Raw genomic sequence first — 24,081 nt, forward strand, 5'->3', positions numbered from 1 at the left:
CGATCCCAACTGCAGGGGTGCCGCGACCCAGAATGCACATCTAGATCGGTCGTCTCGTCGCATACTGCTTCTATAAGCAGCCACTCGTCGCAGGAGACGCCGCGGTGACCACGGAAGACACCCTGACCGGCAGTGCCGATAAGGCCGGTAAGACCAACCGTTACCACTTTGATCGCCACACCCCGGAGTACCGCGAGCGGTTCACCGCGATCACCGAGGAGATGCACGCCAGATGCCCGTTGGCGTGGACCGACACCTACGACGGGCATTGGGTGGCCGCGGGCAGTCGAGAAGTTTTCGAGCTCGCTCGATGCCCGCACGTGTCCAACGACCACGACGTCACCGGCGAACGTCCTGCCTACAAGGGCATCACCATTCCCACGACACCGCAGGGCACCGGCATCCGTGGCGGCATGCTCGAGATGGATGAACCCGAGCACACCGCCTACCGCAGTGTCCTGAATCCGTACCTGTCGCCGGCCGCCGTCAAGCGCTGGGTGCCGTTCGTCGACGAGATCGTGCGGGCGAGCATCGACGAAAAGATCGAAGGCGGCCGGATCGACTTCGTCGACGATCTGGCGAACGTCGTGCCCGCCGTCCTGACTCTGGCGATGATGGGCGTTCCGCTCAAGAAATGGCAGCTCTATTGCGAGCCGGCCCACGCCGGCGTGTACACCCCTGCCGATTCCCCCGAATTCCCAGCGGTAATGGAGCAGTCGGTGGCGATGGGGATGGACCTGTTCAACCACCTCCTCGAGATCCGTGAGAACCCGCGCCCGGGCCTGGTGGACGCGATGGCCAAACTACGGATTGACGGCGAACCCGCCCCCGACCTCGAACTGGTCGGAATGCTCGGCTTGATCATCGGCGGAGGTTTCGACACGACGACGGCGCTGACCGCGCACGCACTCGAATGGCTGGGCGAAAATCCCGAGCAGCGCGAACTGCTGAAGCGGGAATCGGACACGCTGCTCGACTCCGCGACCGAGGAATTCCTGCGTTACTTCACGCCCGCTCCAGGGGACGGCCGCACGATCGCCGCCGACCTCGAAATCGCGGGCACGAAGTTCAAGGAGGGCGAGCGCCTCTGGCTGTCCTGGGCGATGGCCAACCGCGACCCCGCGGTGTTTCCCGACCCGAATCGACTGGACCTCAGCCGTAAGAACAACCGGCACTTCAGCTTTGGGCTCGGCATCCACCGCTGCATCGGCTCCAATGTCGCGCGCGTCGTATTCAAGTCGATGCTCACAGCGGTGCTCGACCGGATGCCCGACTACCGCTGCGATCCCGAGGGCACCGTGCATTATCGGACCATCGGGGTGATCCAGGGCATGCAGCACCTTCCGGCCACCTTCACGCCTGGCAAGCGGCTCGGACCGGGGATCGACGAGACGCTGGAGAAGCTGCAGCGGGTCTGCGACGAGCAGGGAATCGCGCGGCCAATCACCGAGTACAAGGAGGCCGCCGTCATCGGCGACTGACTAGACGGACAGGTCGCGCCGCAGCTTGGCGACGTGGCCGGTGGCCTTGACGTTGTATAGCGCGACGGCGATCTTGCCCTTTTCGTCGACCACGAACGTCGAGCGAATGACGCCGGTGATCGTCTTGCCGTACATCTGCTTCTCGCCGTAAGCGCCATAGGCCGTCAGCACTTTGCGGTCGGGATCCGACAGCAGCGGGAACGTCAGCTTCTCGGCGTCGCGGAACTTGGCCAGCTTCTCCGGCTTGTCGGGGGAGATGCCGATGACGTCGAGGCCGGCGTCGCCGAGTTCGTGCAGGCTGTCGCGGAAGTCGCAGGCCTGCTTGGTGCAGCCCGGCGTCGAGGCCGCCGGGTAGAAGTACACGATGACGCGACGCCCCTTGTAGTCGGCCAGCGACACCTTGTTGCCGTCGGCGTCGGGCAGGCTGAAGGAGGGCGCTTTGTCGCCCGGCGCAAGCCGCGTGGTCTCGGCCAATTTCTGGGCCCCTTTCTGTTCACCGGAGCGTTGGGGTTATCGCCGGCTGATCTAGGGTAGTGCGTCAGGTGCATCAGGCCGATTGGGAGGACAGACACGTGGCGGACCGGGACCCCGAGGCCATCATGCGGGACATCGACGTCGCCCGCGACCAGCTGGCGGCCACCGTCGACTCACTCGCTGTGCGGGCCAACCCGCGCCGCCTCGCCGATGACCTGAAGGTGAAGGTGATCGCCTTCGTCAAGAAGCCCGCGGTGACGGTGTCTCTGGCCGGCGTCGGTGTCCTCGTCGTCGTGGTGGTGGTGCACCGGGTGAGGAACCGCTGACGCGTCAGGTCATGCCGGCGCCGGTGCCGCTCTGAACGTGCACCGGAATGTCGTCGGCCCAGGGCTGCGCCGTGACCATGTCCTCGACGTCGACATACCCGCGCTCGAATTCGCCGGTTGCCGCGTCGACGAGCCGGTACTCCTGACGCTGGATGTGGATGGGCTGCGCGTCCAGGATCACCACCCGCACGTCGCCGGGTGCGAAATCGCAGCGCTGCTGCAGCGCCTGGATGAGGCATTCGTTGTGCATGTGCCCGTCGCCGAAGTTCCACCCGAGCACCATCGCGCACAGGACCTCGCCCTCGCACAGGTTGTAGTCGTCCTCGTCATAGCCGGCCAGCGCGCGGTGCACCAGGGTGAACAGCGCGCGGCCGTGGGTGTTCATCCCGCGGAACGCCATAGCGAGGTGAAGCGGGACCAGGGTGTCCTCTTTGGAGCCGTAGAGGCGCTCGAGCTGCAGGTGTTGCATCGGCCCGAGCGCGCGCGACCCGGTGCGGAACTTGTCGTCGACCGATGGCTTCACGCACCACACGGTGGTGTCCCAGTTGCCCGCGTAATAGCGCATGCCCGGCAGGAAGGACACCTTGCGCGGGTAGAGGTTGCCGACGACGACGATGCCGGCGATGACGACGAACAGAATGGCCACCGGCAACGGGTTCGCCAGATCGGACAACCCGAGGCGCGCGTGCGCGACGAACAGCGACAGCACCCCGAAGATCATGAACACGTTCCACTCCAGCGGCACCCCCATCGGGAAGGCCAGCAGGATGTTCAAGTGGAAGACGATCATCACGAACGCGGCGATGGCGGTCGGCCAGCCGCCTTGGGAGAAGAGCAGCGCCAGCGGCACCAGGCCTTCTACGGCGGTGGAGAAGTGCGCGATGAAACCCGCCAGCGCGCTGGGCCGCAGGTCGTCCGGATAGCGCTTGAACATCGAGCGTTTGAGCGCCCCGGATGGGATGAACGGGTTGTTCGCCAGCATCGTCGAGATCACGAAGGGGAAGTGCCTGTTGAGTTTTGAGGTGGCCGCCCCGAGCCAGATCACCATGAAGACGACCTTGGCCCCGATGATGGAGTCCGCCCCGGCGAACAGAAAGACCAGCGCCAGCGGCGCGTAGACCTCGCCGCGCGCGGCCAAAAAGATCACCTTGTCGCGCAGGCCGATGACGGCCAGGACCGCCAGGATCGCGACGGTATGCCAGGGCGCCAGCACGCCAATCTTCGTGTCCAGGGCGGGAATTGGGCCGGTGCCATCGGATACCAGGGCGATGGCGAGCAACACCAGCAGCGCGCCGTAGAGCGCCGCATCGATCGGGCTGCGGACGCTGCCCTTGGTCAGCGGCACCCGATCGGGCCACGGCGGCAGCCGAATGGTGCCGGGCCGCAGCCAATAGAGGATCGAGCCCATCGGCGGGAAGTAACGGCCGGCCAGGGGCCCGAAGCAGCAACCCAGGCCGATGACTTCGAACAGCATCGTGTACAGCACGGCCTTCTCGAACACGATCGGTTCCGACCACCACGAGCCGACGCCGGTGAAGCTGCCGATGCCCGTCGTGCACCACCCGAACACCCAGCCGCCCAGGATGTACAGCGCGATCTTCACGCCGTACATCACATGCATCACCAGCGGGGTACCGAACCCGTTCTCGGCGATGTGGCGCACCATCGGCACGATCCGCTCGGCGCGGCTCCGCTTGCTCCATTCGGCCACGTCGACGACGGGCAGATTCGGCTGGATGAACCCCATTTCGGCTCCTTCGGCGCAGCTCGACGGCAGTCCTGGGCACTCGCTGTGAAGGAGAAGCTACCGGCAGCATCATTCGTGCGGCAGGCAAATCACGTCGAAAAAGGGGTGGACGCACATCTCAGGCGCGCTGGGCCGGACTGGGGCGGCCGATGGGCGCTCCGGAGCTTGGCAATGGTGCGCCGTCAGGGTTTCGAACCCCGGGCGCCGCACGTCACGTCTCTATGCCGTAGCCACCGCGGAGATCCGTGTGGGCGGCTTTCAACAACCGGTTGCACAGCACCACCAGCGCATCGACGTCGAGGTCCGACTCATCGCCGAGTTGCTTGAGAAACGACGCTTCTTCGTCCTTCAGCGCATTCCACTTTCGCTTCCGTTCGATCATCGCCTCCTCGCTATTTTGTGGGACGTCGACGGCTGTCTGGAGTTGCTCCTTGCACGCATCCAGCTGCGTCAGCGAGTAGCCGTGCTCGCGGAATTGGCGGTCCCATTCGTCGAGGATCAATTCGGTGAGGTCGCGAACCGGCTCTGCGGCATAGATCATCAGCTCGGCGACTCCGTCGTCGAGACCCAGCCGTGAGCGGAATTCGTACAACTCTGTGGTGGCCGCCGCCCGCCTTCGGCTGATGCTCTCTTCGGTGACTTCGGTGCCCGCGAGGGGTTCTGCCCCGCGCTTGAGGTAAAGGGTTGCCGAGATGAGGCGCTTCAGCACAGCCTTCTTGTCGTCCCCAGCCCGCTTCTCGTAGTCGAGGACTAGTGCGTGGTCTCGGTCCTCTCGCTTGGTTCTGGCGTCGATACGCTTGGTCCAGATCGCCACCGTCGCAGTTGACAAAACGGACGCGACCGGCACAAGAGTGGTCGTGAGCAAGGTTTCCCAACTCATGGCACTACTGCCAGTCTTCGCGGCGCTTGCGCTGACGCGCTTCTCCCAGTGTGCACTCCGACGTGCTCGTTTCCACGTAGCTCAGTCTGCCCGACTGGGCCGTCGTCCACGAGGGTTTGTCGTCTCGTCCATACATTCAGGGTTGTTTCGTGGGTTGATTTCACCCGTCGGAATTGGCCAGGCCACGCCGCCTGAGGTGCCTGCGGCGGGGGCGGCAAACCCCTCCGACGCTACAACCAGATCAGCCGGCGGCGGGAGGCACGCTTTGCTCGAAGCAAAAGACGTTGGCCGGGTCGTATTTGGCCTTAACCTTGCGCAGCCGTTCACGGTTGGAGCCGTAATACTCACGTTCCCAGTCGGATGAGGGTGCATTGGGCACGTTGACGTAGGCCCCGTCGCCAAAGGGGCGCAGTGCGCGCCAGAAGGCGGCTGCCCAGCCCAGAGCCTTCGAGTTCAGCGCGGGGTCGTCCCAGGCCGCGCCCGGCTCGCAGTAGAACAGCGCGTCACGGTGTGGGAACGCCGCCCCACCGGGCGGAGCCTGGCGCACCGCCCCGCCGAAGCTTGAGCAGAAGAAGTTACTCGCCGCGCTGGGTGTGTTCGCCATGAAGCGAACGACCAGATCAATCGCTTCGTCAGGGAATGGGCGAGTGACGAACTGAGAGTAGAACTTCGAAAACGGGAGATCCCGCGCCCTATTGATATTTTCGTAGATGGTCGGCCAGGCCTCGTTCATGTGGGTCACCTCGGGCTTGCCGATCGCCAGCAGCGAACGCAGCTCGGCGTCCAACTCGTCGCGTGAGCCGCCGTGCAGCAGGGCCGTGAGCTCGACCCCGGTGGAATTCGCCTCGAGCGCACTGGTCAGGCGCTCGTCGGCGACCGGCGCGTCACGCTGCCACGTGCGAAGTATCGGGCCCAGATCATCGTGGCCGGTCCACTTGACAATCGCGAACTCGACGTGGGAGAGCTCGTGCAGCTGCAGCTGCAGCTGCAGCTGCAGCTGCAGCTGCAGCTGCAGCGTGTAGGACGTGGCGATCCCGAAGTTGCCGCCTCCTCCGCCGCGACACGCCCACAGCAGGTCGGAGTTGCTGTGCTCGGTGGCCTCGACAACTTTCGCCGAGCGCGAGCCGTCGGCCACCACGACCTCGGCCGCGAGCAGGTTGTCGGACGCCAATCCCAAACTGCGGGTTAGTAATCCGAAGCCACCGCCGAGAACCACTCCGCCGAGCCCGACGCTCCCCTCCGAGCCGCTCGGAATGACAAAGCCGCGCTGCCCGAGCGCCGGGACGGTCTCCTTCTGCGTAAGCCCGGTCCCGACCGTCGCCGTGCGCGCCGCCTCGTCGATCGTGACGCTCTTCATCCGACTGACGTCGACAACCAGGCCGCCGTCGATCGAGGACCAGCCATCAAGGCTGTGGCGTCCGCTGCGGGCACGCATGGCGATGCCCTCCTCGCGCGCCCACTCGACCGCGTTGACCACGTCCTGCGTGTTGCCGCAGAACACGATTGCGTGGGGATAGCGCGAATACAGGCGATTCCAGCCGACCCGCGCCGCCTCGTAGCCGGGATCGCCCGCACGCACCACCTCTCCCGTCAGCTTGCTGGTCATTCGGTCACTCCTGAGCTCGCTGCGCAGAGATCGGCGTCTCCGGGCTCGGTCCCCAGCACGCCGCGGCTGAAGATCAGCATTACTTGGAAGTACATTCCGCCCGCGACGATCAAGCCGGCGACGATCAGGTCGGGAACACGCGCCTCTCCGCGCACCGTCAAAGCTTTCGTCGCGTTTCGCCGCCCCACCTTCCATTGAGGGGCACTACGGACCCTAGACGCCGAGACGGATTGTTTTCAGCAAACTTTCTTTTTCCCGAACCTTTTATCGTGAAGCACTCTTTCGTTCGATGCGCAACCGATTGCCAATAGGCGTGTGTCGTCCGCGAACCGAGTCCGGAACCCGTTGACAATGTGGCCGAAGTGGGCGTCGCGCCGGGGACATGCGCCTAGAGTCGAAACGCCGGGCGCGTGTCCACGCCCGGCCTGATTCTGCATCCCTCGCACGGGTTTCCGGCGCGATGCTTTCGAGGAGTGTGGCTTGTGAGTGGTTGGATCGTGAGCAACGTTCCGTCCTGGCTGCTATTACTCGGACTCAACGTCGTCATCGCAGGCGGAGCCGTGCTCGCGCTGAGAATTGTCCGGCATCGGTTCCCGGGACTCAGGGGGGACGAGCGCAGCGAGGTGACACAGTTCGCCTTCTTGTTGGTCGGATTCGTGTACGCGTTCTTCACAGGTTTCATCGTCAGCGCGATGTGGGGTCAGACCAATACTGCGGACGACGCGATGCGGGCCGAGGGCACGACCGGGGTACAGATGGCCAACGACCTCAACGTCTTCGACAAGGCCGACAGCGACCGAATCCATCAGGCGCTGCTGGACTATGAACGCGCGGCCGTAACAGAGTGGCCGCTGGCCGCCAAGGGTCACACCTACCCTGCGGCCGGCCAAGCGCTGCAGCGCCTCCACACCGCATACGAGCAAGTTCAGCCGCGCACCGATACCCAAAAGACTTACCTCGCTACCTCTTTTGATTCCCTTAACAAGATCAGTCAGGCACGTACAGACCGGATAATCCGGGCCCGCACCGCAAACGGCCTACCCGGATCGATGTGGATAGTCTTCTTCCTTCTCAGCGCGCTGGTCCTTGTCTGCGTCATCGTTTACAGCGTCGAGAAACCCACCATTCACTACGCGTTGGTCGCGACCGTGGGCGTGCTGCTGGCCACCGACCTGTTCCTCGTCTTGGAACTCGCCCACCCGTATATCGGCGACACTGCGACGTCGCCAGAGCCGCTAAACGCGGTTGTCCAGGTCCTGTCGGCCTCCCCGGCGTAGTCGCGATTCAGCTACGGGGACGAAGGTCGACCGCTTGGGTGACGGTACTGATGCAGTTACCGCCACAGGCTGTTGCTGTGGCCGATCGCTCCCCGGACGTGGAGGATTTTCGCCGAACCAGTCTCCGGCAGGGTATGTCAGCGAACACCAATGGGCCAGGAAAAACCATGCCTGACCTCGGGCGGTTTTGGTTGGTGCGCCGTCAGGGTTTCGAACCCCGGACCCGCTGATTAAGAGTCAGCTGCTCTACCAACTGAGCTAACGGCGCTTTCGACGGCCGAGACCGCGTACGCGACAATAACAGGCGTCCTGCCGCGGAGTGAAATCCCGGATCCCCTCCAGGATAGACACGTGTCGAGGCCGCCACGACCCGTGATCGGGTCGAAGCGGAACCCCACGACTGGGTCAGCCAGGCGGCGTAGTTGCACTGCGCCGACGCCGCGCGGTGGCCTGGGGGCGGCGTGCGCGACACCGAATCGTGGACTTGCCGAGGACGGCGTGCGAGCGCCACAAAACCCATTACAATTCATGCACTGTTTCTGGTCAGCGGTGACCAACTACGTCGAATTCCATGGAAGGTCACTCGATGACGCCTTTGCGCAGACGACGATCGTGGCTGGCTGCCGCGATCGCTTCGGTTGCTGTGTTCGGCGTTGCCTGCGGTGGCAACCAGACCGCGGCGCCGCCGAAGGTCATCTTCGACAAGGGCACTCCATTTGCCGATCTGCTCGTCCCGAAGCTCACCGCCTCGGTGACCGACGGCGCCGTCGGCGTCACCGTGGATTCGCCGGTGACGGTGAGCGTCGCCGACGGCGTTCTCGCGTCGGTCACCATGGTCAACGAGAACGGCAAGTCCATCGGCGGCCAACTCAGCCCGGACGGATTGCGCTGGTCGACCACCGAGCAGCTCGGCTACAACCGGCGCTACACCTTGAGCGCCAAAGCGCTGGGCATGGGTGGCGCGGCGAACCGGCAGATGACCTTCCAGACCAGTTCGCCCGCGCACCTGACGATGCCTTACGTCGCTCCGGGCGACGGCGAGGTCGTGGGCATCGGCGAGCCGGTGGCGATCCGGTTCGACGAGAACATCGCGGACCGCACCGCGGCACAGAAGGCCATCAAGATCACCACCAACCCGCCCGTCGAAGGTGCGTTCTACTGGCTCAACAATCGCGAAGTCCGTTGGCGCCCAGAGCATTTCTGGAAATCGGGAACGGCCATCGATGTGGCGGTCAACACCTACGGCGTCGACCTGGGTGACGGAATGTTCGGCGAGGACAACGTCAAGACGCACTTCACCATTGGCGACGAGGTCATTTCGACCGCCGACGACACCACCAAGACGGTGACCGTGCGCGTCAACGGCGAAGTGGTCAGGACGATGCCGACGTCGATGGGCAAGGACAGCACGCCGACTGACAACGGCTTCTACATCATCGGAGGCCGGTTCAAGCACATCATCATGGACTCATCCACCTACGGCGTGCCGGTCAACTCGCCCAACGGGTACCGCACCGAAGTGGACTGGGCCACCCAGATGTCCTACAGCGGCGTCTTCGTGCACTCCGCGCCCTGGTCGGTCGGTGCCCAGGGGCACACCAACACCAGCCACGGGTGCCTGAACGTGAGCCCCAGCAACGCCGAGTGGTTCTACGACCACAGCAAGACCGGCGACGTCGTCGAGGTCATCAACACGGTGGGGCCGACGCTGCCGGGCACCGAAGGCCTGGGCGACTGGAACGTCCCCTGGGTGCAGTGGAAAGCGGGCAACGCCAACACCTGACGCGCGGTCAGCCGACCTTCTGCCATTCCGCGCAATTTCTGGTCAGGAATGCGCGATCGGTCGGCAGGATCTGCACCGCCTGGGGACCGTCGTTGACGTTGTTGTCGATGACGTCGCCGGTGTCCAGGCTCCGCAGCCTTGCCCAGTAGCACCCGTATTTGCCGGCGCTGCGGTAGGTGCCCGGTGCGATGTCGGTGCCGACGATGAACGTGCCGTTCGACTGGATGGTCGTTTTTCGGCCCGGGCGGCGGTGGTGGTGGCGTGAAGGTCACGGTCACCGTTTTGGTCACTGCCGGCACGGTCGAGGTGACGGTGGTCGCCGTGTGGCTCGACCCGCCGCAGCCCGCGAGAAGGACGGCACAGCCCGCGACGGCTGCTCGCAGGGCAAGCGGGTGGCGTATCCGGCGATGGTTCGGCGGCACGGCCCGCTGTCCCCTCCGTTTACGGGTGCAATCGCGTTGCGTGGGTCGATTACGACCCAAGCGGTCAGGAAGCAGCAATGCCTTCCAGCCGATTGGGGTGAGTGACGGGACTCGAACCCGCGACATTCAGGATCACAACCTGACGCTCTACCAACTGAACTACACCCACCATGGCCGCGAGCCGGCCCCCGGAATGTGGGCCAACGAGCGGCGACGTCGATACTAACCGCTCGGTGGCTCGGGCGCCGAATCGTTTGATCGCGGCGTGCCATTTCCGCCGTCCAGATCAGCGACCACGGCCTCGATCTCGCTGGTAGACGGCCCCGGCGGGGAGACGAACGCGGTCCGGCGGTAAAACTGCAGCTCGCGGATGGATTCGTGAATGTCCGCCAACGCCCGGTGAGCGAGTCCCTTGACCGGCTGGCCGAAATAAATCCGCGGATACCAGCGCCGGCAGAGCTCCTTGATCGAGCTCACATCGATCATCCGGTAATGCAGGAACGAGTCGAGTGCGGGCATGTCGCGGACAATGAACGCACGATCGGTGGCGATCGAATTGCCCGCCAGCGGCGCCGTCTTGGGTTGCTTGACGTGCTTGCCGACGTAATCGAGCACCATCGCCTCGGCGGTCGCCAGGTCGACGGTGGACGCCCTCACTTCGTCGATCAACCCTGAACGTGAGTGCATTTCGGTGACCACGTCAATCATCGACGACAGCGCCGCGTCGTCGGCGTGGATCACTACGTCGACGCCGTCGCCCAGAATGTTCAAATCGGCATCGGTGACCAGGGCCGCGATCTCGATCAACTTGTCCGAGCCGACATCCAGCCCGGTCATCTCGCAGTCGATCCACACCAACTCGTCTCGCACAGCGCTCAGACTAGGCGCATGTGGCGCGTGGCGGGCGTCGCCCCCGACTCCGCCGGAGAAGTAGTGTGAGCGTTGCCGGGCCGCATGCCGAACCACTGGAGGACGGGGGGCGCAGCACGAATGAGCACCGACTCAGCGGAGACACCCGCACGCCGGATCGCCAACGGCTACGCCGTCGCCGGACAGGCACTCGAATTGGGCACGGTCGTCGTCGACGGGGCGGCCGACGCCACGGCACAGATTCGCATCCCGCTAGCCACGATCAACCGGCACGGTCTGGTGGCAGGTGCCACCGGAACCGGCAAGACCAAGACGCTGCAGCTGATCGCCGAGCAACTCAGCGCGGCGGGCGTTCCGGTGATGATGGCCGACGTCAAGGGCGACCTGTCGGGTCTGGCCCGGCCCGGGGAGGCCAACGACAAGACCGCCGCGCGTGCCAAAGACACGGGCGACGACTGGGTGGCAACCGGATTCCCGGTCGAGTTCTTGTCGTTGGGCACCGGGGGAGTGGGCGTGCCGGTGCGCGCGACCATTGCCAGCTTCGGACCGGTTCTGCTGTCGAAAGTGTTGGGCCTCAACGCCACTCAAGAGTCGACGCTGGGACTGATCTTCCACTGGGCCAAGGAGAACAATCGTCCGCTGGTAACGCTGGACGATCTGCGCGGCGTCATCAGCCACCTGACCAGCGAGGAGGGTAAGGCCGACCTGAAAGACCTGGGCGGGGTGTCGTCGACGACGGCGGGCGTGATCCTGCGGGCGCTGGTGAACCTGGGGGGTGAGGGCGGGGATACGTTCTTCGGCGAGCCGAAGCTTGACCCGAACGATCTGCTGCGCATCGACGGCCAGGACCACGGCGTCATTTCGTTGCTGGAGTTCAGCGGTCAGTCGTTGCGTCCCGTCATCTTCTCCACCTTCCTGATGTGGCTGCTGGCCGATCTGTTCACGGCGCTGCCAGAGGTCGGTGACATCGACAAGCCCAAGCTGGTCTTCTTCTTCGACGAGGCGCACCTGTTGTTCGCCGACGCTTCCAAGGCCTTCCTCGAACAGGTCGAGCAGACCGTCAAGTTGATCCGCTCCAAGGGCGTCGGGGTGTTCTTCTGCACCCAGCTACCCACCGACGTGCCCAACGACGTGCTCTCCCAGCTGGGCGCGCGGATCCAGCACGCGCTGCGGGCATTCACCCCGGACGATCAGCAGGCGCTGAGCAAGACCGTCCGCACCTACCCGAAAACCGATGTGTACGACCTGGAGTCGGCGTTGACGTCGCTGGGAATCGGTGAGGCCGTCGTCACCGTGCTGTCGGAGAAGGGCGCACCCACACCCGTCGCGTGGACGCGCATGCGGGTGCCACGCTCGTTGATGGCCTCGATCGGCACAGACGCGATCTCGAAAGCGGCGAAAGCCAGCCCGCTGCAGGCGAAATACGGCCAAACGGTTCAACAACCGGCGCAGCCTCAGGCCGTCCCGCGTGACGGGCAACCTCAGCCCGGGCCGCAGCCGCCGCACGCCCAGTCCGACTACCCGCCAGTCCCTGCGAATGACCCGCCTCCGCCGATGCCGGCGCCGGCGGAGCCAAAAGGCTCCGCCATGTGGGAGGAAGTGCTGAGTAACCCGACCGTGAAAAGCGGCATCAACACGGCGATACGCGAAATCACGAAGAACCTCTTCGGTACCGGCCGTCGCCGCCGGAAGTAAGGGCTACCCGCCGCCGAGCTTTTTGTAGAAGCTGCCCACGATCGGCGCGACGATGGCGCGCGGGGCGTAGCCACTGGCCACCGACATCGCCTTGGACGTCAACCCCGGGACGACGCGCATCTTGTTGCGCTCCAAGGCATCCAGGGAGATCTGGGCGGTGTGCTCGGTCGAAATCCACAGGAAGTCCGGCACCAGCCGTTCCACCAGCGACCGTTCGGCGTCATCGGGGAGGTCGGTGCGCACCGGTCCCGGCGCCAACAGCGTGACGTGCACACCCGAGTTGCGCAGCTCACCGCGCAGCGATTCGCTGAAGGTGTTCGCGAACGCCTTGGTGGCCGCATAGGTTGCGTTGTACGGAATCGGCGAATTGCCCGCCGCCGAGCCGGAAATCAGGATGCCGCCGGCCTTGCGCTCGACCATGCCGGGTAGCACTGCCAACGTAAGGTCATGCACGCCCAGCACGTTCAGCTGCAGCTGAGCTTTTTCGGCCGCCGGGTCCAGCGTCGCTACCGGACCGAACGTCGCGGTTCCCGCATTGGCGCACAAGATCGAGATGGGCCGGGCGGACAGTTCGTCGCAGAGTTTCGCCCGTTCCGCGGGATCGGCCAGGTCGGCGGGCCGCACATCGACCGCCACACGGTACTTGTCGCTCAGGCGGGCGGCCAGCTCGTTGAGTAGGTCTTCCCGTCGTGCGGTGACGATCAGGCTGTGTCCGCGTGCGGCCAGTTCGGTGGCCAGAGCTTCACCGATGTTTTGCGAAGCCCCGGTTACGACGGCGCGCGCGTCCGGGCTGGGAGCGGGGATCGGCATGAGCCAATCGTAGACAGCCCTCGCCGCGAAGCCGGGCGGGACGGGTCGGCTGCGAAGCACATTGCAGCGATCGCGAGCGCGGCGAAGCCGGGCGCGGCGGGTCGGCTGCGAAGCACATAGAGTGCCGGGCATGGGCCAGCCGTCGTCGCGTTCACTCACGCCGGTGCCATCCCGGGTGGTGGCATGGGCGCTGTGGGACTGCGGCTCCACCGGCCTGAACGCGATCGTGGCGACCTTCGTCTTCGCCGTCTACCTGACCAGCAGCGTGGGGGTGGGAATCTCCGGCGGCACCACGCCGGCGAGTTGGTTGGGGCGCGCCGCGGCCATCGCCGGGTTGACCGTCGCCCTACTGGCCCCGGCCGTCGGCGTCTGGGTCGGTTCCCCGCATCGCAGGCGCGTGGCCCTGAGCGTGTTGACCGGTCTGGCCGTTGCGCTGACATGCGCGATGTTCTTCATCCACGACCGTCCCGGCTACCTGTGGGCCGGGCTGGTGCTGATGGGAGCAACAGCGGCCTGCAGCGACCTGGCCAGCGTCCCGTATAACGCTATGCTGCGCCAACTTTCGACGCCGCAGACCGCCGGCCGGATTTCCGGGTTGGGCTGGGCGGCCGGCTACGTCGGCAGCGTCCTGCTCCTGCTCGTGGTCTACACCGGATTCATCTCGGGGAAGGGCTCCGGGCCGGATGCGACGCGTGGGCTGTTGCGGGTATCTCTTCACGATGGGCTCTACGTCCGGGAGGCGATGCTGGTCGCGGCGGCATGGCTGGCGATCTTTGCGCTGCCACTGCTGTTCGTCGCACACCGGCTTCCCGACTCGACCGAGGTGCACGAGCCGACGAGCATGCTCGGCGGTTATCGCAAGCTGTGGACGGAGGTCTCCGCCGAATGGCGGCGCGACCGCAATCTGGTCTACTTCCTGTTCGCCAGTGCGCTTTTCCGGGACGGGTTGGCGGCGATCTTCGCCTTCGGCGCCGTGCTGGGCGTCAACGTGTACGGCATCTCGCAGGGCGACGTCCTCATCTTCGGTGTGGTGGCAAGCGTGGTGGCCGCGGTGGGCGCGGTGCTGGGTGGGTTCGTCGATCACCGGATCGGGGCGAAACCCGTCATCGTGGGGTCGCTGGCCGCCATCGTCGTCCTGGGGCTCACGCTGATGCTGCTGTCCGGTTCGGTGGCCTTCTGGATATGCGGACTACTGCTGTGCATGTTCATCGGGCCATCGCAATCGTCCTCGCGCGCCCTGCTACTGCACATGGCGAAGCGCGGCAGGGAAGGCGTCGCCTTCGGCTTGTACACGATGACCGGGCGCGCGGTGGCGTTCGTCGCGCCGTGGCTGTTCTCCGTATTCGTGGACGTATTCGGCGCCGTGCGCGCCGGTCTCGCCGGCATCACGCTGGTGCTGACCGCCGGGCTGCTGGCCATGCTGGCGGTCCGGGTTCCGGCGCGCGGCGCCCTCGCAGCCGAATCGTCGTAGCGCGCTTACCCCCTGGCGTCGCAGATCGTCAGACCCACGCCGACGCGCTTGCTCATCTGGACGCCGTTGACGGTGACCGAGCAGGTGACGTTGTGACCGATGTTGACGATCGTGACGTTGGCCGGGTGGACGGCCGTCTTGGACAGGCTGACCTCTTTGCTCCAGGGCAGCGCGACGTTGAATTCGGTTTGGATCAGGTCTCCGGTGTCGATGTACATGATGCTGATCGCGCGGCCTTCGCCGGCCACGCTGTAGACGATGTCTTGCATCGCGGCCGGGCCGGTCGACTCAGTGGGCGTCGGCGAGCCGCCGGTCGGCGGCACCGGAGCCGGGATGCGCGGCGGTGACGTGCGTGTCGACGGGCTCGGCATCGTCGCTGTCGTCTCCGGCATGGCGGGCAGCGGCGGGACGGCGGTCTGAGTCTTGATCGCGTCGTTCACCAGCACCAGAGCGATGACCAAGGCGACCACCAGCAGCACGGCCGCGCCGGCGACGATCCACAGCCATCGCGGTGGAGGTTTGGGGCCGCCCGGCGGCGGGGGAGCCTGGGGATGCAGTTGGCCCGACGGAGGAAGTTCGTGCTGCCAGTACGCCGGTAGCTCTCTGGTCGTGTTGGTTTCGTTCATGTTGGGTGCCCACGGCGGAGCTTGCCCGCCATAGGCGGGTGAGTAGGGCGCGTAGGGCGCCTGATCTGCGTATGCCGGGTCGGCCGGCGGGTACCACGGGCCCTGCGGCGCCGATCCCGGCAAAGAGGGACTGAACCGCTCGGTGGGACGTGAATCGTTCATGTCCACCTCATGGTTTGCAGAGTACCTGCGCCAGGCGCCCGAACGGCGGATCACCTCACCAGCGGCAACTCAGGGGCACTGGTTCCCGGCGGCGAGCGCGGCGACCGTCATCGCCCGCATGACGGTGCGGGACCGCGCCGCGCGGGCGGACTTGCTGCGCGAGGTGTCGGCGGACTTCATGCTGTGCGGCGTCGAATTGAGCAGGCCGAACACCGCGTGCGCGGTTAGCCGGGCATCGGCCTCGGCCAGGTCGGGGTTCAGCTCGCGCAGCACCCCGACCCACACTTCAACGTATTGGCGTTGCGCCTTGCGTACTTGCTTCTCGGCCGCCTCGGGCAGGTGCGCGAGGTCGCGGTCCTGGATGCGGATCAGGTCCGGTTCCCCCAGCGCGAAGTCCAGATGAAAGTCGATCAGGCCGTCCAGCGCCGCGGCCGCGTCGGAGTTGCGAATCCGCACGTCGCGGGCGCCGGCGAGCAGCCGCGCGCTGATCCCCACCAGCAACTCGACTAGCAGCGACTCCTTGTTGGGGAAGTGCCGGTAGATCGCCGGACCGCTGACACCGGCGGCGGCGCCGATGTCTTCTAGCCGCACGGCGAGGAAGCCGCGCTCGGCGAACAGGCGCTCGGCGGCCGACAGCAACTGAAGGCGTCGGTCGGATTTCAACTGGCTGCGACGATTTGGGGCATCGAGGGGGCCGGGCTGTCCGTCGGAGGTGGACGCTGTCATGACGAACCCCCGTCCAGTTGGTTAATCGCCACTAACTTAGCACGAGTTATTCACAATTAACCTGCCGCAACGGACGGCGACGGCCCGGTGCCGTCGTCCCTGGACCGTTGGGATCGGCGATGGTATTCTCAGCAGCGAGTTAATGAGCATTAACTCAAACGCCCCGCCCGACGGCAAGGAGGCTGCTGCGGCGATGGACAAGGTGGTGGCGACGGCCGCTGAGGCGGTCGCCGACATAGCCGACGGGTCGTCCCTGGCGGTCGGGGGCTTCGGCTTCTGCGGCATTCCCGAGGCCTTGATCGCCGCGCTGGTGGCCACCGGCGTGCGGGACTTGGAGACCGTGTCCAACAACTGCGGCGGCGACGGAGTCGGGCTAGGGCCATTGTTGGCGCACAAGCGAATTCGTCGAACCATCGCCTCGTATGTGGGCGACAACAAAGAATTCGCCCGCCAGTTCCTCGCCGGCGAACTCGAGGTGGAACTCAACCCGCAGGGCACACTCGCGGAGCGGCTGCGCGCCGGTGGGATGGGGATTCCGGCCTTCTATACGGCGGCGGGGGTGGGGACCGCCGTCGCCGATGGTGGGTTGCCGTGGCGCTACGACGGCGCCGGCGCGGTGGCGGTGATGTCGCCGCCGAAGGAGACCCGCGAGTTCGACGGTGTCACCTACGTTCTCGAGCGGGCGATCCGCACGGACTTCGCGCTGGTGCACGCCTGGAAGGGTGACCGGCACGGCAACCTCGTCTATCGCGGGGCCGCCGCCAACTTCAACCCGGATTGCGCCCAGGCCGGCAGGATCACCATCGCCGAGGTCGAACACCTCGTCGAGCCGGGAGAGATCGAACCTGGAGCCGTGCACACCCCGGGCGTCTATGTGCAACGGGTCGTCCACGCGCCGGACCCCGTCAAGCGGATTGAGAAGATGACGGTCCGATGAGTTGGAGCAGAGAGGGTCTGGCCGCGCGGGTGGCCGCCGAATTCGAGGATGGCCAATACGTCAATCTCGGCATCGGGATGCCCACCCTCGTCCCCAACCACATCCCGCCCGACGTCACCGTCGTCGTGCATTCGGAAAACGGAATCCTGGGCGTGGGACCGTATCCCCGACCCGAGGACGTCGACGCGGATCTGATCAACGCAGGCAAGGAGACCGTCACCACGATGCCGGGTGCGGCCTTCTTCGGTTCCTCGGCCTCTTTCGGGATCATTCGCGGCGGACACCTCGACGTCGCCGTGCTTGGGGCGATGCAGGTTTCGGCCACCGGCGACCTCGCCAACTGGATGATTCCGGGAAAGATGGTGAAGGGCATGGGCGGTGCGATGGACCTGGTCCACGGCGCCCGCAAGGTGATCGCGATGATGGAGCACACCGCCCGTGATGGCAGCCCGAAAATCGTTGCACGGTGCACTCTTCCGTTGACCGGTGCAGGCTGTGTCGATCGCATCATCACCGACCTGGCCGTCATCGACGTATGCGATGACGGCTTGTACTTGGTCGAGACCGCCCCCGGCGTTTCGGCCGACGAGGTACTCGACAAGACCGAACCGCCGCTTGCGCTGGCGACAACCGGGAGGCATTCGTGAGTTCATCTGTGATGACCGCGCCATCGTTCGCCGATGAGCACCGCCGGCTGGTCGCCGAGTTGAACGCCAAGCTGGCGGCCGCGGCGCGTGGCGGCAATGAACGCGCGCGCGAGCGCCACGTTAGCCGCGGCAAGCTGCTGCCGCGTGAGCGGGTGGATCGCCTGCTCGACCCAGGCAGCCCGTTCTTGGAGCTCGCCCCACTGGCCGCCAACGGCATGTACGACGACGAATCCCCGGGGGCCGGAATCATCACCGGAATCGGCCGGGTGTCCGGGCGTGAGTGTGTGATCGTCGCTAACGACGCCACGGTCAAGGGCGGCACCTACTACCCGATGACGGTCAAAAAGCACCTGCGCGCACAGGAAGTCGCGCTGCAGAATCGCTTGCCCTGCATCTACCTGGTGGACTCCGGCGGCGCATTCCTGCCGCGCCAAGACGAGGTGTTCCCCGACCGCGAGCACTTCGGCCGGATCTTCTACAACCAGGCGACCATGAGCGCCAAGGAAATCCCGCAGGTGGCCGCCGTCCTCGGTTCGTGCACGGCTGGCGGCGCCTATGTGCCGGCCATGAGCGACGAGGCCGTCATCGTCCGCGAGCAGGGCACCATCTTCCTCGGCGGTCCGCCCCTGGTGAAGGCGGCCACCGGCGAGATCGTCTCGGCCGAGGACCTCGGCGGCGGCGACCTGCACTCGCGGGTCTCCGGTGTCACCGACCATCTCGCCGACGACGACGAGCACGCGCTGCGCATCGTGCGCGCCATCGCGGCCACCTTCGGCTCGCGTGAACCCAGCCAATGGGACGTTCAGCCCGCGGTCGAGCCCAAGCACCCGCAGAGCGAGCTCTACGACGTGGTGCCGCCGGATCCCCGGGTGCCCTATGACGTGCACGAGGTCGTCGTGAGGTTGGTCGACGGCGGTGAATTCAGCGAATTCAAAGCCAATTACGGCAAGACGCTGATGACGGCCTTCGCCCGCATCCATGGCCATCCGGTAGGTATCATCGCCAACAACGGCGTCCTGTTCAGCGAATCCGCCTTGAAGGGCGCCCATTTCATCGAACTCTGCGACAAACGCAAGATCCCGCTGCTGTTCCTGCAAAACATCGCCGGGTTTATGGTCGGCCGCGACTACGAGGCCGGCGGCATCGCCAAGCACGGCGCCAAGATGGTGACGGCCGTGGCGTGTGCCCGGGTGCCCAAGCTGACTGTCGTGATCGGCGGATCCTATGGCGCGGGCAATTATTCGATGTGCGGACGGGCGTACTCGCCGCGCTTCTTGTGGATGTGGCCCAATGCGCGCATCTCGGTCATGGGCGGCGAGCAGGCCGCCTCGGTGCTGGCCACGGTGCGCGGTGAGCAGCTCGCCGCGGCCGGCAAACCGTGGCCGCCCGACGAGGAAGAGGCGTTCAAGGCGCCGATCCGCGCGCAATACGAGGATCAGGGCAACCCGTACTATTCGACCGCTCGCCTGTGGGACGATGGCATCATCGATCCGGCCGACACCAGAACGGTTGTCGGGCTGGCTCTTTCGGTATGTTCGCACGCCCCGTTGGAGCCGGTCTCCTACGGCGTCTTTCGGATGTGATGACGATGTTCGACACCGTATTAGTGGCCAACCGCGGCGAGATCGCGGTCCGGGTGATGCGGACCCTGCGCCGACTGGGTATCCGGTCGGTCGCGGTGTACAGCGACCCCGACGCCAACGCCCGTCATGTCCTGGAGGCCGACACGGCCGTTCGCCTGGGCCCCGCCGCGGCGCGCGAGAGCTACCTCGACATCGGCAAGGTGCTCGATGCGGCGGCGCGCACCGAAGCCCAGGCGATCCATCCGGGCTACGGGTTCCTCTCCGAGAACTCCGAATTCGCCGCCGCCTGCGAGCGTGCCGGGGTGGTGTTCCTGGGGCCGCCGGCCCGAGCAATCCAGGTGATGGGCGACAAGATCACCGCCAAGAACGCGGTCGCCGCCTTCGACGTGCCGGTGGTGCCCGGTGTGGCCAAGCCGGGACTGAGCGACGACGAGCTGATCGCGGCCGCCGAAGACGTCGGATATCCGGTGTTGATCAAACCGTCGGCGGGTGGCGGCGGCAAGGGCATGCGCCTGGTGGATGACCCGAGCCGGTTGCGCGACGCCCTGCTGGGTGCCCGACGGGAGGCTGCCTCGTCGTTCGGCGACGACACCCTGTTCCTGGAACGATTCGTGTTGCGCCCCAGGCACATCGAAGTGCAGGTGCTCGCCGACACCCACGGCAGCGTGGTACACCTCGGCGAGCGCGAGTGCAGCCTGCAGCGGCGCCATCAGAAGGTGATCGAGGAGGCGCCCTCGCCGTTGCTCGACCCGCAGACGCGCGCCCGCATCGGGGCGGCGGCCTGCAACACCGCCCGCAGCGTCGATTACGTCGGCGCGGGCACGGTGGAGTTCATCGTCTCCGCCGACCGCCCGGACGAGTTCTTCTTCATGGAAATGAACACCCGGCTGCAGGTGGAACATCCGGTGACCGAAGCGATTACCGGCCTGGACCTGGTGGAGTGGCAGCTACGGGTGGCCGCCGGGGAGAAGCTCGGGTTCGCGCAGGACGACATCGAGCTACACGGCCACGCGATCGAGGCCCGCGTGTACGCCGAGGATCCCGCACGCGGATTCCTGCCCACCGGCGGCCGGGTGCTGCAGGTGGCCGAACCCTCCGGCGCCGGCGTGCGGGTCGACTCGTCGCTGCTGCCCGGCACCCTGGTCGGCAGCGATTACGACCCGATGCTGAGCAAGGTGATCGCCTACGGGGAGGACCGCGACGAGGCGTTGGCGAAACTCGATGGGGCGCTGGCGCAGACCGCGGTCCTGGGTGTGCAGACCAACATCGAATTTCTCCGCTTCCTGCTGGCCGACGAGCGAGTGCAAGCAGGTGACCTCGACACGGCGCTGCTGGACGAGCGGGTGGCGGACTTCGCGCCGCTGCCGGCGCCCGACGACGTGCTCGCCGCCGGCGGCCTCTACCGCCAGTGGGCCCTGGACCGTCGTGCCGGGGGCAACCCGTGGGCAGTGCCGACCGGGTGGCGGGTCGGGGGTGCGCCGGCGCCCGTGCGCACCGAGATGCAGACCCCGCTGCGCCGCGACACCGTGTCGGTTTGGGGACCACCGGATGACGCCCGGGTGCAGGTGGGCGACGGTGAGATCCGTTCCGCGAGCGTGCAAGTCGACGGCGACCGCATGGACGTGACGCTGGAGGGGGTGCGCCGCGAATACCGATGGGCGGAGGCCGACCGTCACCTGTGGATCGCCGACGAGCGGGGAGCCTGGCACCTGCGCGAGGCCGAGGAGCACAAGATCCACCGCGCGGCCGGTGCGCAGCAGGCCGAAATCCTCAGCCCCATGCCCGGCAGCGTGATCGACGTCCAGGCCGCCTCCGGCGCCGAGGTCGCCGCGGGCGACGTGGTGGTGGTCGTGGAGGCAATGAAGATGGAACACTCGCTCTCCGCTCCGGTTTCGGGACGAGTTGAGCTCTTGGTGTCCGTCGGCGATCAGGTCACCGTTGACCAGGTGCTGGCCCGACTGGTTCCCGAAGAGCCTGAAGCAGCAGCCGATTCGAGTAAGGACGAAACATGACGACATCCATTACCGCGGGAACGCTACCCAAGGAATACGAGGATCTTCGCGACACGGTGGCCGAGTTCTCGCGCACGGTGGTCGCGCCGGTATCGGCCAAGCACGATGAAGAGCACAGCTTCCCGTACGAAGTCGTCGCCAAGATGGGCGAGATGGGGTTGTTCGGCCTGCCGTTCCCGGAGGAGTACGGCGGCATGGGCGGTGACTACTTCGCGCTGTCGCTGGCGCTCGAGGAACTCGGCAAGGTCGACCAGTCGGTGGCGATCACGCTGGAGGCCGGCGTCAGCCTCGGCGCAATGCCGATCTACCGCTTCGGCTCCGAGGAACAGAAGACCAAGTGGCTGCCCGACCTGACGGCCGGCCGGGCCCTGGCCGGCTTCGGGCTGACCGAGCCGGGCGCAGGCTCCGACGCGGGCGCCACCCGGACCACCGCGCGGCTCGATGACGGCGAGTGGGTGATCAACGGCAGCAAGCAATTCATCACCAACTCCGGCACCGACATCACGAAACTGGTCACCGTCACCGCGGTCACCGGCACTATCGCCGACGGGAAGAAGGAGATCTCGACGATCATCGTGCCCAACGGCACACCGGGATTCACCGTCGAACCGGTCTACAGCAAGGTCGGCTGGAACGCCTCGGACACCCACCCGTTGAGCTTCGCCGACGCCCGCGTCCCGGAGGAGAACCTGCTGGGCCCCCGCGGCACTGGCTATGCGAACTTCTTGTCCATCCTGGACGAGGGCCGCATCGCGATCGCCGCGCTGGCGACCGGCGCCGCGCAGGGCTGCGTCGACGAGAGCGTCAAGTACGCCAAGGAACGCCAGTCCTTCGGTCAGCCGATTGGCTCCTACCAGGCGATCAGTTTCAAGATCGCGCGGATGGAAGCACGCGCGCATGTCGCCCGCACGGCATACTACGACGCGGCCGCAAAGATGTTGGCCGGCAAGCCATTCAAGACGGAGGCAGCCATCGCGAAGATGATCGCGTCAGAAGCAGCCATGGACAACGCGCGCGACGCCACCCAAATCCATGGCGGGTACGGTTTCATGAACGAGTACCCGGTGGCGCGTCATTACCGCGACAGCAAGATCCTCGAGATCGGTGAGGGGACCACCGAGGTGCAATTGATGCTCATCGCGCGATCGCTGGGGCTGTCGTGACCGAAGCCAAGTCAATCATCCAGCGGGGCCTGTGGTTCGAGGAGTTCGAGATCGGCACGACGTACCTGCACCGGCCGGGCCGCACCATCACCGAGGCGGACAACGTCTTGTTCACCACGCTGACGATGAACACCCAGTCGTTGCACCTGGATGCGGCGTGGGCCGCCGAGCAGCCGGGCTTTCGGGGCGAGCGGTTGGTGAACTCGATGTTCACCCTGTCCACGCTGGTCGGGCTGTCGGTCTCGCAGCTGACTCTGGGCACCATCGTCGCCAACCTGGGCTTTTCCGAGGTGTCGTTCCCCAAGCCGGTCTTCCACGGCGACACCCTGTACGCCGAGACCGTGTGCACCGCCAAGCGGGAGTCCAAAAGCCGGCCCGGCGAAGGGATCGTCACCCTCGAGCACACCGGGCGCAACCAGCACGGCGATGTCGTCGCGCGCGCGGTGCGGACCACGCTGGTCCAGAAGCGGCCAAACGGGGAGGAGTCCCAGTGAACCTGCAAGCCGCCGGTCCAGGCTGGCTGTTCTGCCCGGCAGACCGCCCCGAGCGGTTCGCGAAGGCCGCCGCCGCGGCCGACGTGGTGATCCTCGACCTCGAGGACGGCGTGGCCGAGGCGGACAAGGCCGCCGCCCGCAAGGCGCTGCGGGAGACCCCGCTGGATCCCGAGCGCACCGTAGTGCGCGTCAACGCGGCCGGCACCGAGGAGCACGGCCGCGACCTGGACGCCCTGGCCGAGACTCCTTACACGACGGTGATGCTCTCGAAGACCGAATCGGCCGCGCAAGTGTCCGCGCTGGCGCCGCGCGACGTCATCGCGCTGATCGAGACGCCCCGCGGTGCGGTCTTCACCACCGAGATCGCCGCCGCCGAGGGAACCGTCGCAATGATGTGGGGCGCCGAGGACCTGGTCGCCGCCCTTGGCGGCAGCTCCAGCCGCCTGGCCGACGGCACCTACCGCGACGTTGCCCGCCATGTGCGGTCGACGGTCCTGCTGGCGGCGTCCACCTTCGGCCGGATCGCGCTCGATGCGGTGCATTTGGACATCCGCGACCTCGAAGGCTTGCGGGCGGAAGCCCATGACGCCGTCGCGGTGGGCTTCCACGGGACCGTTTGCATTCACCCGACCCAACTCCCGGTCGTGCGCGACGCCTATCGCCCCAGCGAGGACAAACTCGACTGGGCGCGAAGGGTATTGGAGGCGGCGCGCACCGAGCGCGGCGTTTTCGCGTTCGAGGGACAAATGGTGGACTCGCCGGTGCTCAAGCATGCGGAGATGCTGGTGCGCAGGGCGGGGCAGTCCGCCGGATGACCGTCTAACCCCGCCCCCGAACGGCGTTGCTGGTGGGCGCGACACGTTCGCGATCACCGCGCTCTCTTCTCGTT

General features: G+C 66.2%; 23 protein-coding genes and 2 tRNA genes. 13 read left to right on the forward strand and 12 right to left on the reverse strand.

The genetic code is table 11. From position 1 onward, the window contains the following. Window positions 1-104: 104 nt before the first annotated feature. Window positions 105-1,481, forward strand: a complete 1,377-nt coding sequence (locus tag AWC17_RS23730) for a cytochrome P450 (protein ID WP_046182672.1) — start codon at window positions 105-107, stop codon at window positions 1,479-1,481. Here AWC17_RS23730 and bcp read toward each other — a convergent pair whose 3' ends face one another. Further along, window positions 1,482-1,955: a thioredoxin-dependent thiol peroxidase gene (bcp, locus tag AWC17_RS23735; RefSeq protein WP_046182671.1), complete on the reverse strand. Its 474-nt coding sequence runs from the start codon at window positions 1,953-1,955 to the stop codon at window positions 1,482-1,484. It lies immediately after the preceding gene. A 98-nt stretch (window positions 1,956-2,053) separates the two neighbouring features. Between bcp and AWC17_RS23740 the strand changes: the two genes are divergently transcribed. Beyond that, window positions 2,054-2,281, forward strand: coding sequence for a DUF3618 domain-containing protein (locus AWC17_RS23740; RefSeq protein ID WP_046182679.1), 228 nt, complete (start codon window positions 2,054-2,056; stop codon window positions 2,279-2,281). Between the two features lie 4 nt (window positions 2,282-2,285). Here AWC17_RS23740 and AWC17_RS23745 read toward each other — a convergent pair whose 3' ends face one another. The 4 genes from AWC17_RS23745 to AWC17_RS32830 form a co-directional block, all read right to left on the reverse strand. Next, window positions 2,286-4,028, reverse strand: coding sequence for a DUF3556 domain-containing protein (locus AWC17_RS23745; RefSeq protein ID WP_046182670.1), 1,743 nt, complete (start codon window positions 4,026-4,028; stop codon window positions 2,286-2,288). Between the two features lie 211 nt (window positions 4,029-4,239). After that, window positions 4,240-4,842, reverse strand: a complete 603-nt coding sequence (locus tag AWC17_RS23750; protein ID WP_231588385.1) for a hypothetical protein — start codon at window positions 4,840-4,842, stop codon at window positions 4,240-4,242. Window positions 4,843-5,149: 307 nt separating this feature from the next. Then, complete coding sequence (locus tag AWC17_RS23755; RefSeq protein WP_085165160.1) at window positions 5,150-6,514, reverse strand: FAD-binding oxidoreductase; 1,365 nt, start codon at window positions 6,512-6,514, stop codon at window positions 5,150-5,152. Continuing rightward, window positions 6,511-6,669 carry a hypothetical protein gene (locus tag AWC17_RS32830; protein ID WP_156174114.1) on the reverse strand — a complete coding sequence of 53 codons (159 nt, stop codon included), beginning with the start codon at window positions 6,667-6,669 and terminating at the stop codon, window positions 6,511-6,513. Before AWC17_RS32830 ends, AWC17_RS23755 begins: the two co-directional genes overlap by 4 nt. 327 nt (window positions 6,670-6,996) lie before the next feature. On the opposite strand from AWC17_RS32830, the gene AWC17_RS23760 reads away from it, so the two are divergent. Beyond that, window positions 6,997-7,791 carry a bestrophin-like domain gene (locus AWC17_RS23760; RefSeq protein WP_231588384.1) on the forward strand — a complete coding sequence of 265 codons (795 nt, stop codon included), beginning with the start codon at window positions 6,997-6,999 and terminating at the stop codon, window positions 7,789-7,791. A 192-nt stretch (window positions 7,792-7,983) separates the two neighbouring features. Here AWC17_RS23760 and AWC17_RS23765 read toward each other — a convergent pair. Further along, window positions 7,984-8,059, reverse strand: a tRNA-Lys gene (locus tag AWC17_RS23765). Window positions 8,060-8,362: 303 nt separating this feature from the next. Between AWC17_RS23765 and AWC17_RS23770 the strand changes: the two genes are divergently transcribed. Beyond that, window positions 8,363-9,574: a L,D-transpeptidase gene (locus AWC17_RS23770; RefSeq protein ID WP_046182666.1), complete on the forward strand. Its 1,212-nt coding sequence runs from the start codon at window positions 8,363-8,365 to the stop codon at window positions 9,572-9,574. A 7-nt stretch (window positions 9,575-9,581) separates the two neighbouring features. Here the strand turns inward: AWC17_RS23770 and AWC17_RS34295 are convergent, their stop codons facing one another. The 3 genes from AWC17_RS34295 to orn all read right to left on the reverse strand — a co-directional run bounded on the left by AWC17_RS34295 (window position 9,582) and on the right by orn (window position 10,866). Continuing rightward, window positions 9,582-9,800, reverse strand: a complete 219-nt coding sequence (locus tag AWC17_RS34295) for an Rv1352/Rv1906c domain-containing protein (protein ID WP_482805291.1) — start codon at window positions 9,798-9,800, stop codon at window positions 9,582-9,584. Between the two features lie 289 nt (window positions 9,801-10,089). Then, window positions 10,090-10,165, reverse strand: a tRNA-His gene (locus tag AWC17_RS23780). Between the two features lie 53 nt (window positions 10,166-10,218). Next, entirely contained in the window at window positions 10,219-10,866 is a 648-nt protein-coding gene (orn, locus tag AWC17_RS23785; protein ID WP_046182665.1) for an oligoribonuclease, read from the reverse strand. Between the two features lie 120 nt (window positions 10,867-10,986). Here orn and AWC17_RS23790 point away from each other — a divergent pair, with 120 nt between their 5' ends. Next, a complete protein-coding gene (locus AWC17_RS23790) occupies window positions 10,987-12,561 on the forward strand; it encodes a helicase HerA-like domain-containing protein (RefSeq protein WP_046182664.1) in 1,575 nt (524 codons plus the stop codon). A gap of 3 nt (window positions 12,562-12,564) precedes the next feature. On the opposite strand, the gene cmrA is transcribed toward AWC17_RS23790, so the two are convergent. Then, window positions 12,565-13,371, reverse strand: coding sequence for a mycolate reductase (cmrA, locus tag AWC17_RS23795; RefSeq protein WP_046182663.1), 807 nt, complete (start codon window positions 13,369-13,371; stop codon window positions 12,565-12,567). Between the two features lie 130 nt (window positions 13,372-13,501). Between cmrA and AWC17_RS23800 the strand changes: the two genes are divergently transcribed. Continuing rightward, entirely contained in the window at window positions 13,502-14,842 is a 1,341-nt protein-coding gene (locus tag AWC17_RS23800; protein WP_046182662.1) for an MFS transporter, read from the forward strand. A 5-nt stretch (window positions 14,843-14,847) separates the two neighbouring features. Here the strand turns inward: AWC17_RS23800 and AWC17_RS23805 are convergent, their stop codons facing one another. Then, window positions 14,848-15,630 (reverse strand): MmpS family transport accessory protein, encoded by a 783-nt coding sequence (locus AWC17_RS23805; RefSeq protein ID WP_167385631.1) that lies wholly within the window; start codon window positions 15,628-15,630, stop codon window positions 14,848-14,850. Between the two features lie 69 nt (window positions 15,631-15,699). Then, complete coding sequence (locus AWC17_RS23810; protein WP_082122920.1) at window positions 15,700-16,356, reverse strand: SACE_7040 family transcriptional regulator; 657 nt, start codon at window positions 16,354-16,356, stop codon at window positions 15,700-15,702. 193 nt (window positions 16,357-16,549) lie between these two features. Here AWC17_RS23810 and AWC17_RS23815 point away from each other — a divergent pair, with 193 nt between their 5' ends. Genes AWC17_RS23815 through AWC17_RS23845 form a run of 7 tightly spaced genes read left to right on the forward strand, consistent with a single transcriptional unit; the run spans window position 16,550 to window position 24,007 of the window. Beyond that, window positions 16,550-17,293 (forward strand): CoA transferase subunit A, encoded by a 744-nt coding sequence (locus AWC17_RS23815; protein ID WP_046182838.1) that lies wholly within the window; start codon window positions 16,550-16,552, stop codon window positions 17,291-17,293. After that, window positions 17,290-17,940, forward strand: coding sequence for a CoA transferase subunit B (locus AWC17_RS23820; protein ID WP_046182818.1), 651 nt, complete (start codon window positions 17,290-17,292; stop codon window positions 17,938-17,940). Before AWC17_RS23815 ends, AWC17_RS23820 begins: the two co-directional genes overlap by 4 nt. An 11-nt stretch (window positions 17,941-17,951) precedes the next feature. Continuing rightward, entirely contained in the window at window positions 17,952-19,523 is a 1,572-nt protein-coding gene (locus tag AWC17_RS23825) for a carboxyl transferase domain-containing protein (protein WP_046182819.1), read from the forward strand. 5 nt (window positions 19,524-19,528) lie between these two features. Continuing rightward, entirely contained in the window at window positions 19,529-21,535 is a 2,007-nt protein-coding gene (locus AWC17_RS23830) for an acetyl-CoA carboxylase biotin carboxylase subunit (protein WP_046182839.1), read from the forward strand. Continuing rightward, window positions 21,532-22,698, forward strand: a complete 1,167-nt coding sequence (locus AWC17_RS23835) for an acyl-CoA dehydrogenase family protein (protein ID WP_046182820.1) — start codon at window positions 21,532-21,534, stop codon at window positions 22,696-22,698. The genes AWC17_RS23830 and AWC17_RS23835 overlap by 4 nt, the downstream gene beginning before the upstream one ends. Continuing rightward, a complete protein-coding gene (locus AWC17_RS23840; protein WP_141224745.1) occupies window positions 22,662-23,192 on the forward strand; it encodes a MaoC family dehydratase in 531 nt (176 codons plus the stop codon). The genes AWC17_RS23835 and AWC17_RS23840 overlap by 37 nt, the downstream gene beginning before the upstream one ends. Then, window positions 23,189-24,007: an HpcH/HpaI aldolase/citrate lyase family protein gene (locus AWC17_RS23845; protein WP_046182822.1), complete on the forward strand. Its 819-nt coding sequence runs from the start codon at window positions 23,189-23,191 to the stop codon at window positions 24,005-24,007. Before AWC17_RS23840 ends, AWC17_RS23845 begins: the two co-directional genes overlap by 4 nt. Window positions 24,008-24,081: the final 74 nt, after the last annotated feature.

This window comes from Mycobacterium nebraskense (genome assembly GCF_002102255.1).
Classification (GTDB): Bacteria; Actinomycetota; Actinomycetes; order Mycobacteriales; family Mycobacteriaceae; genus Mycobacterium; species Mycobacterium nebraskense.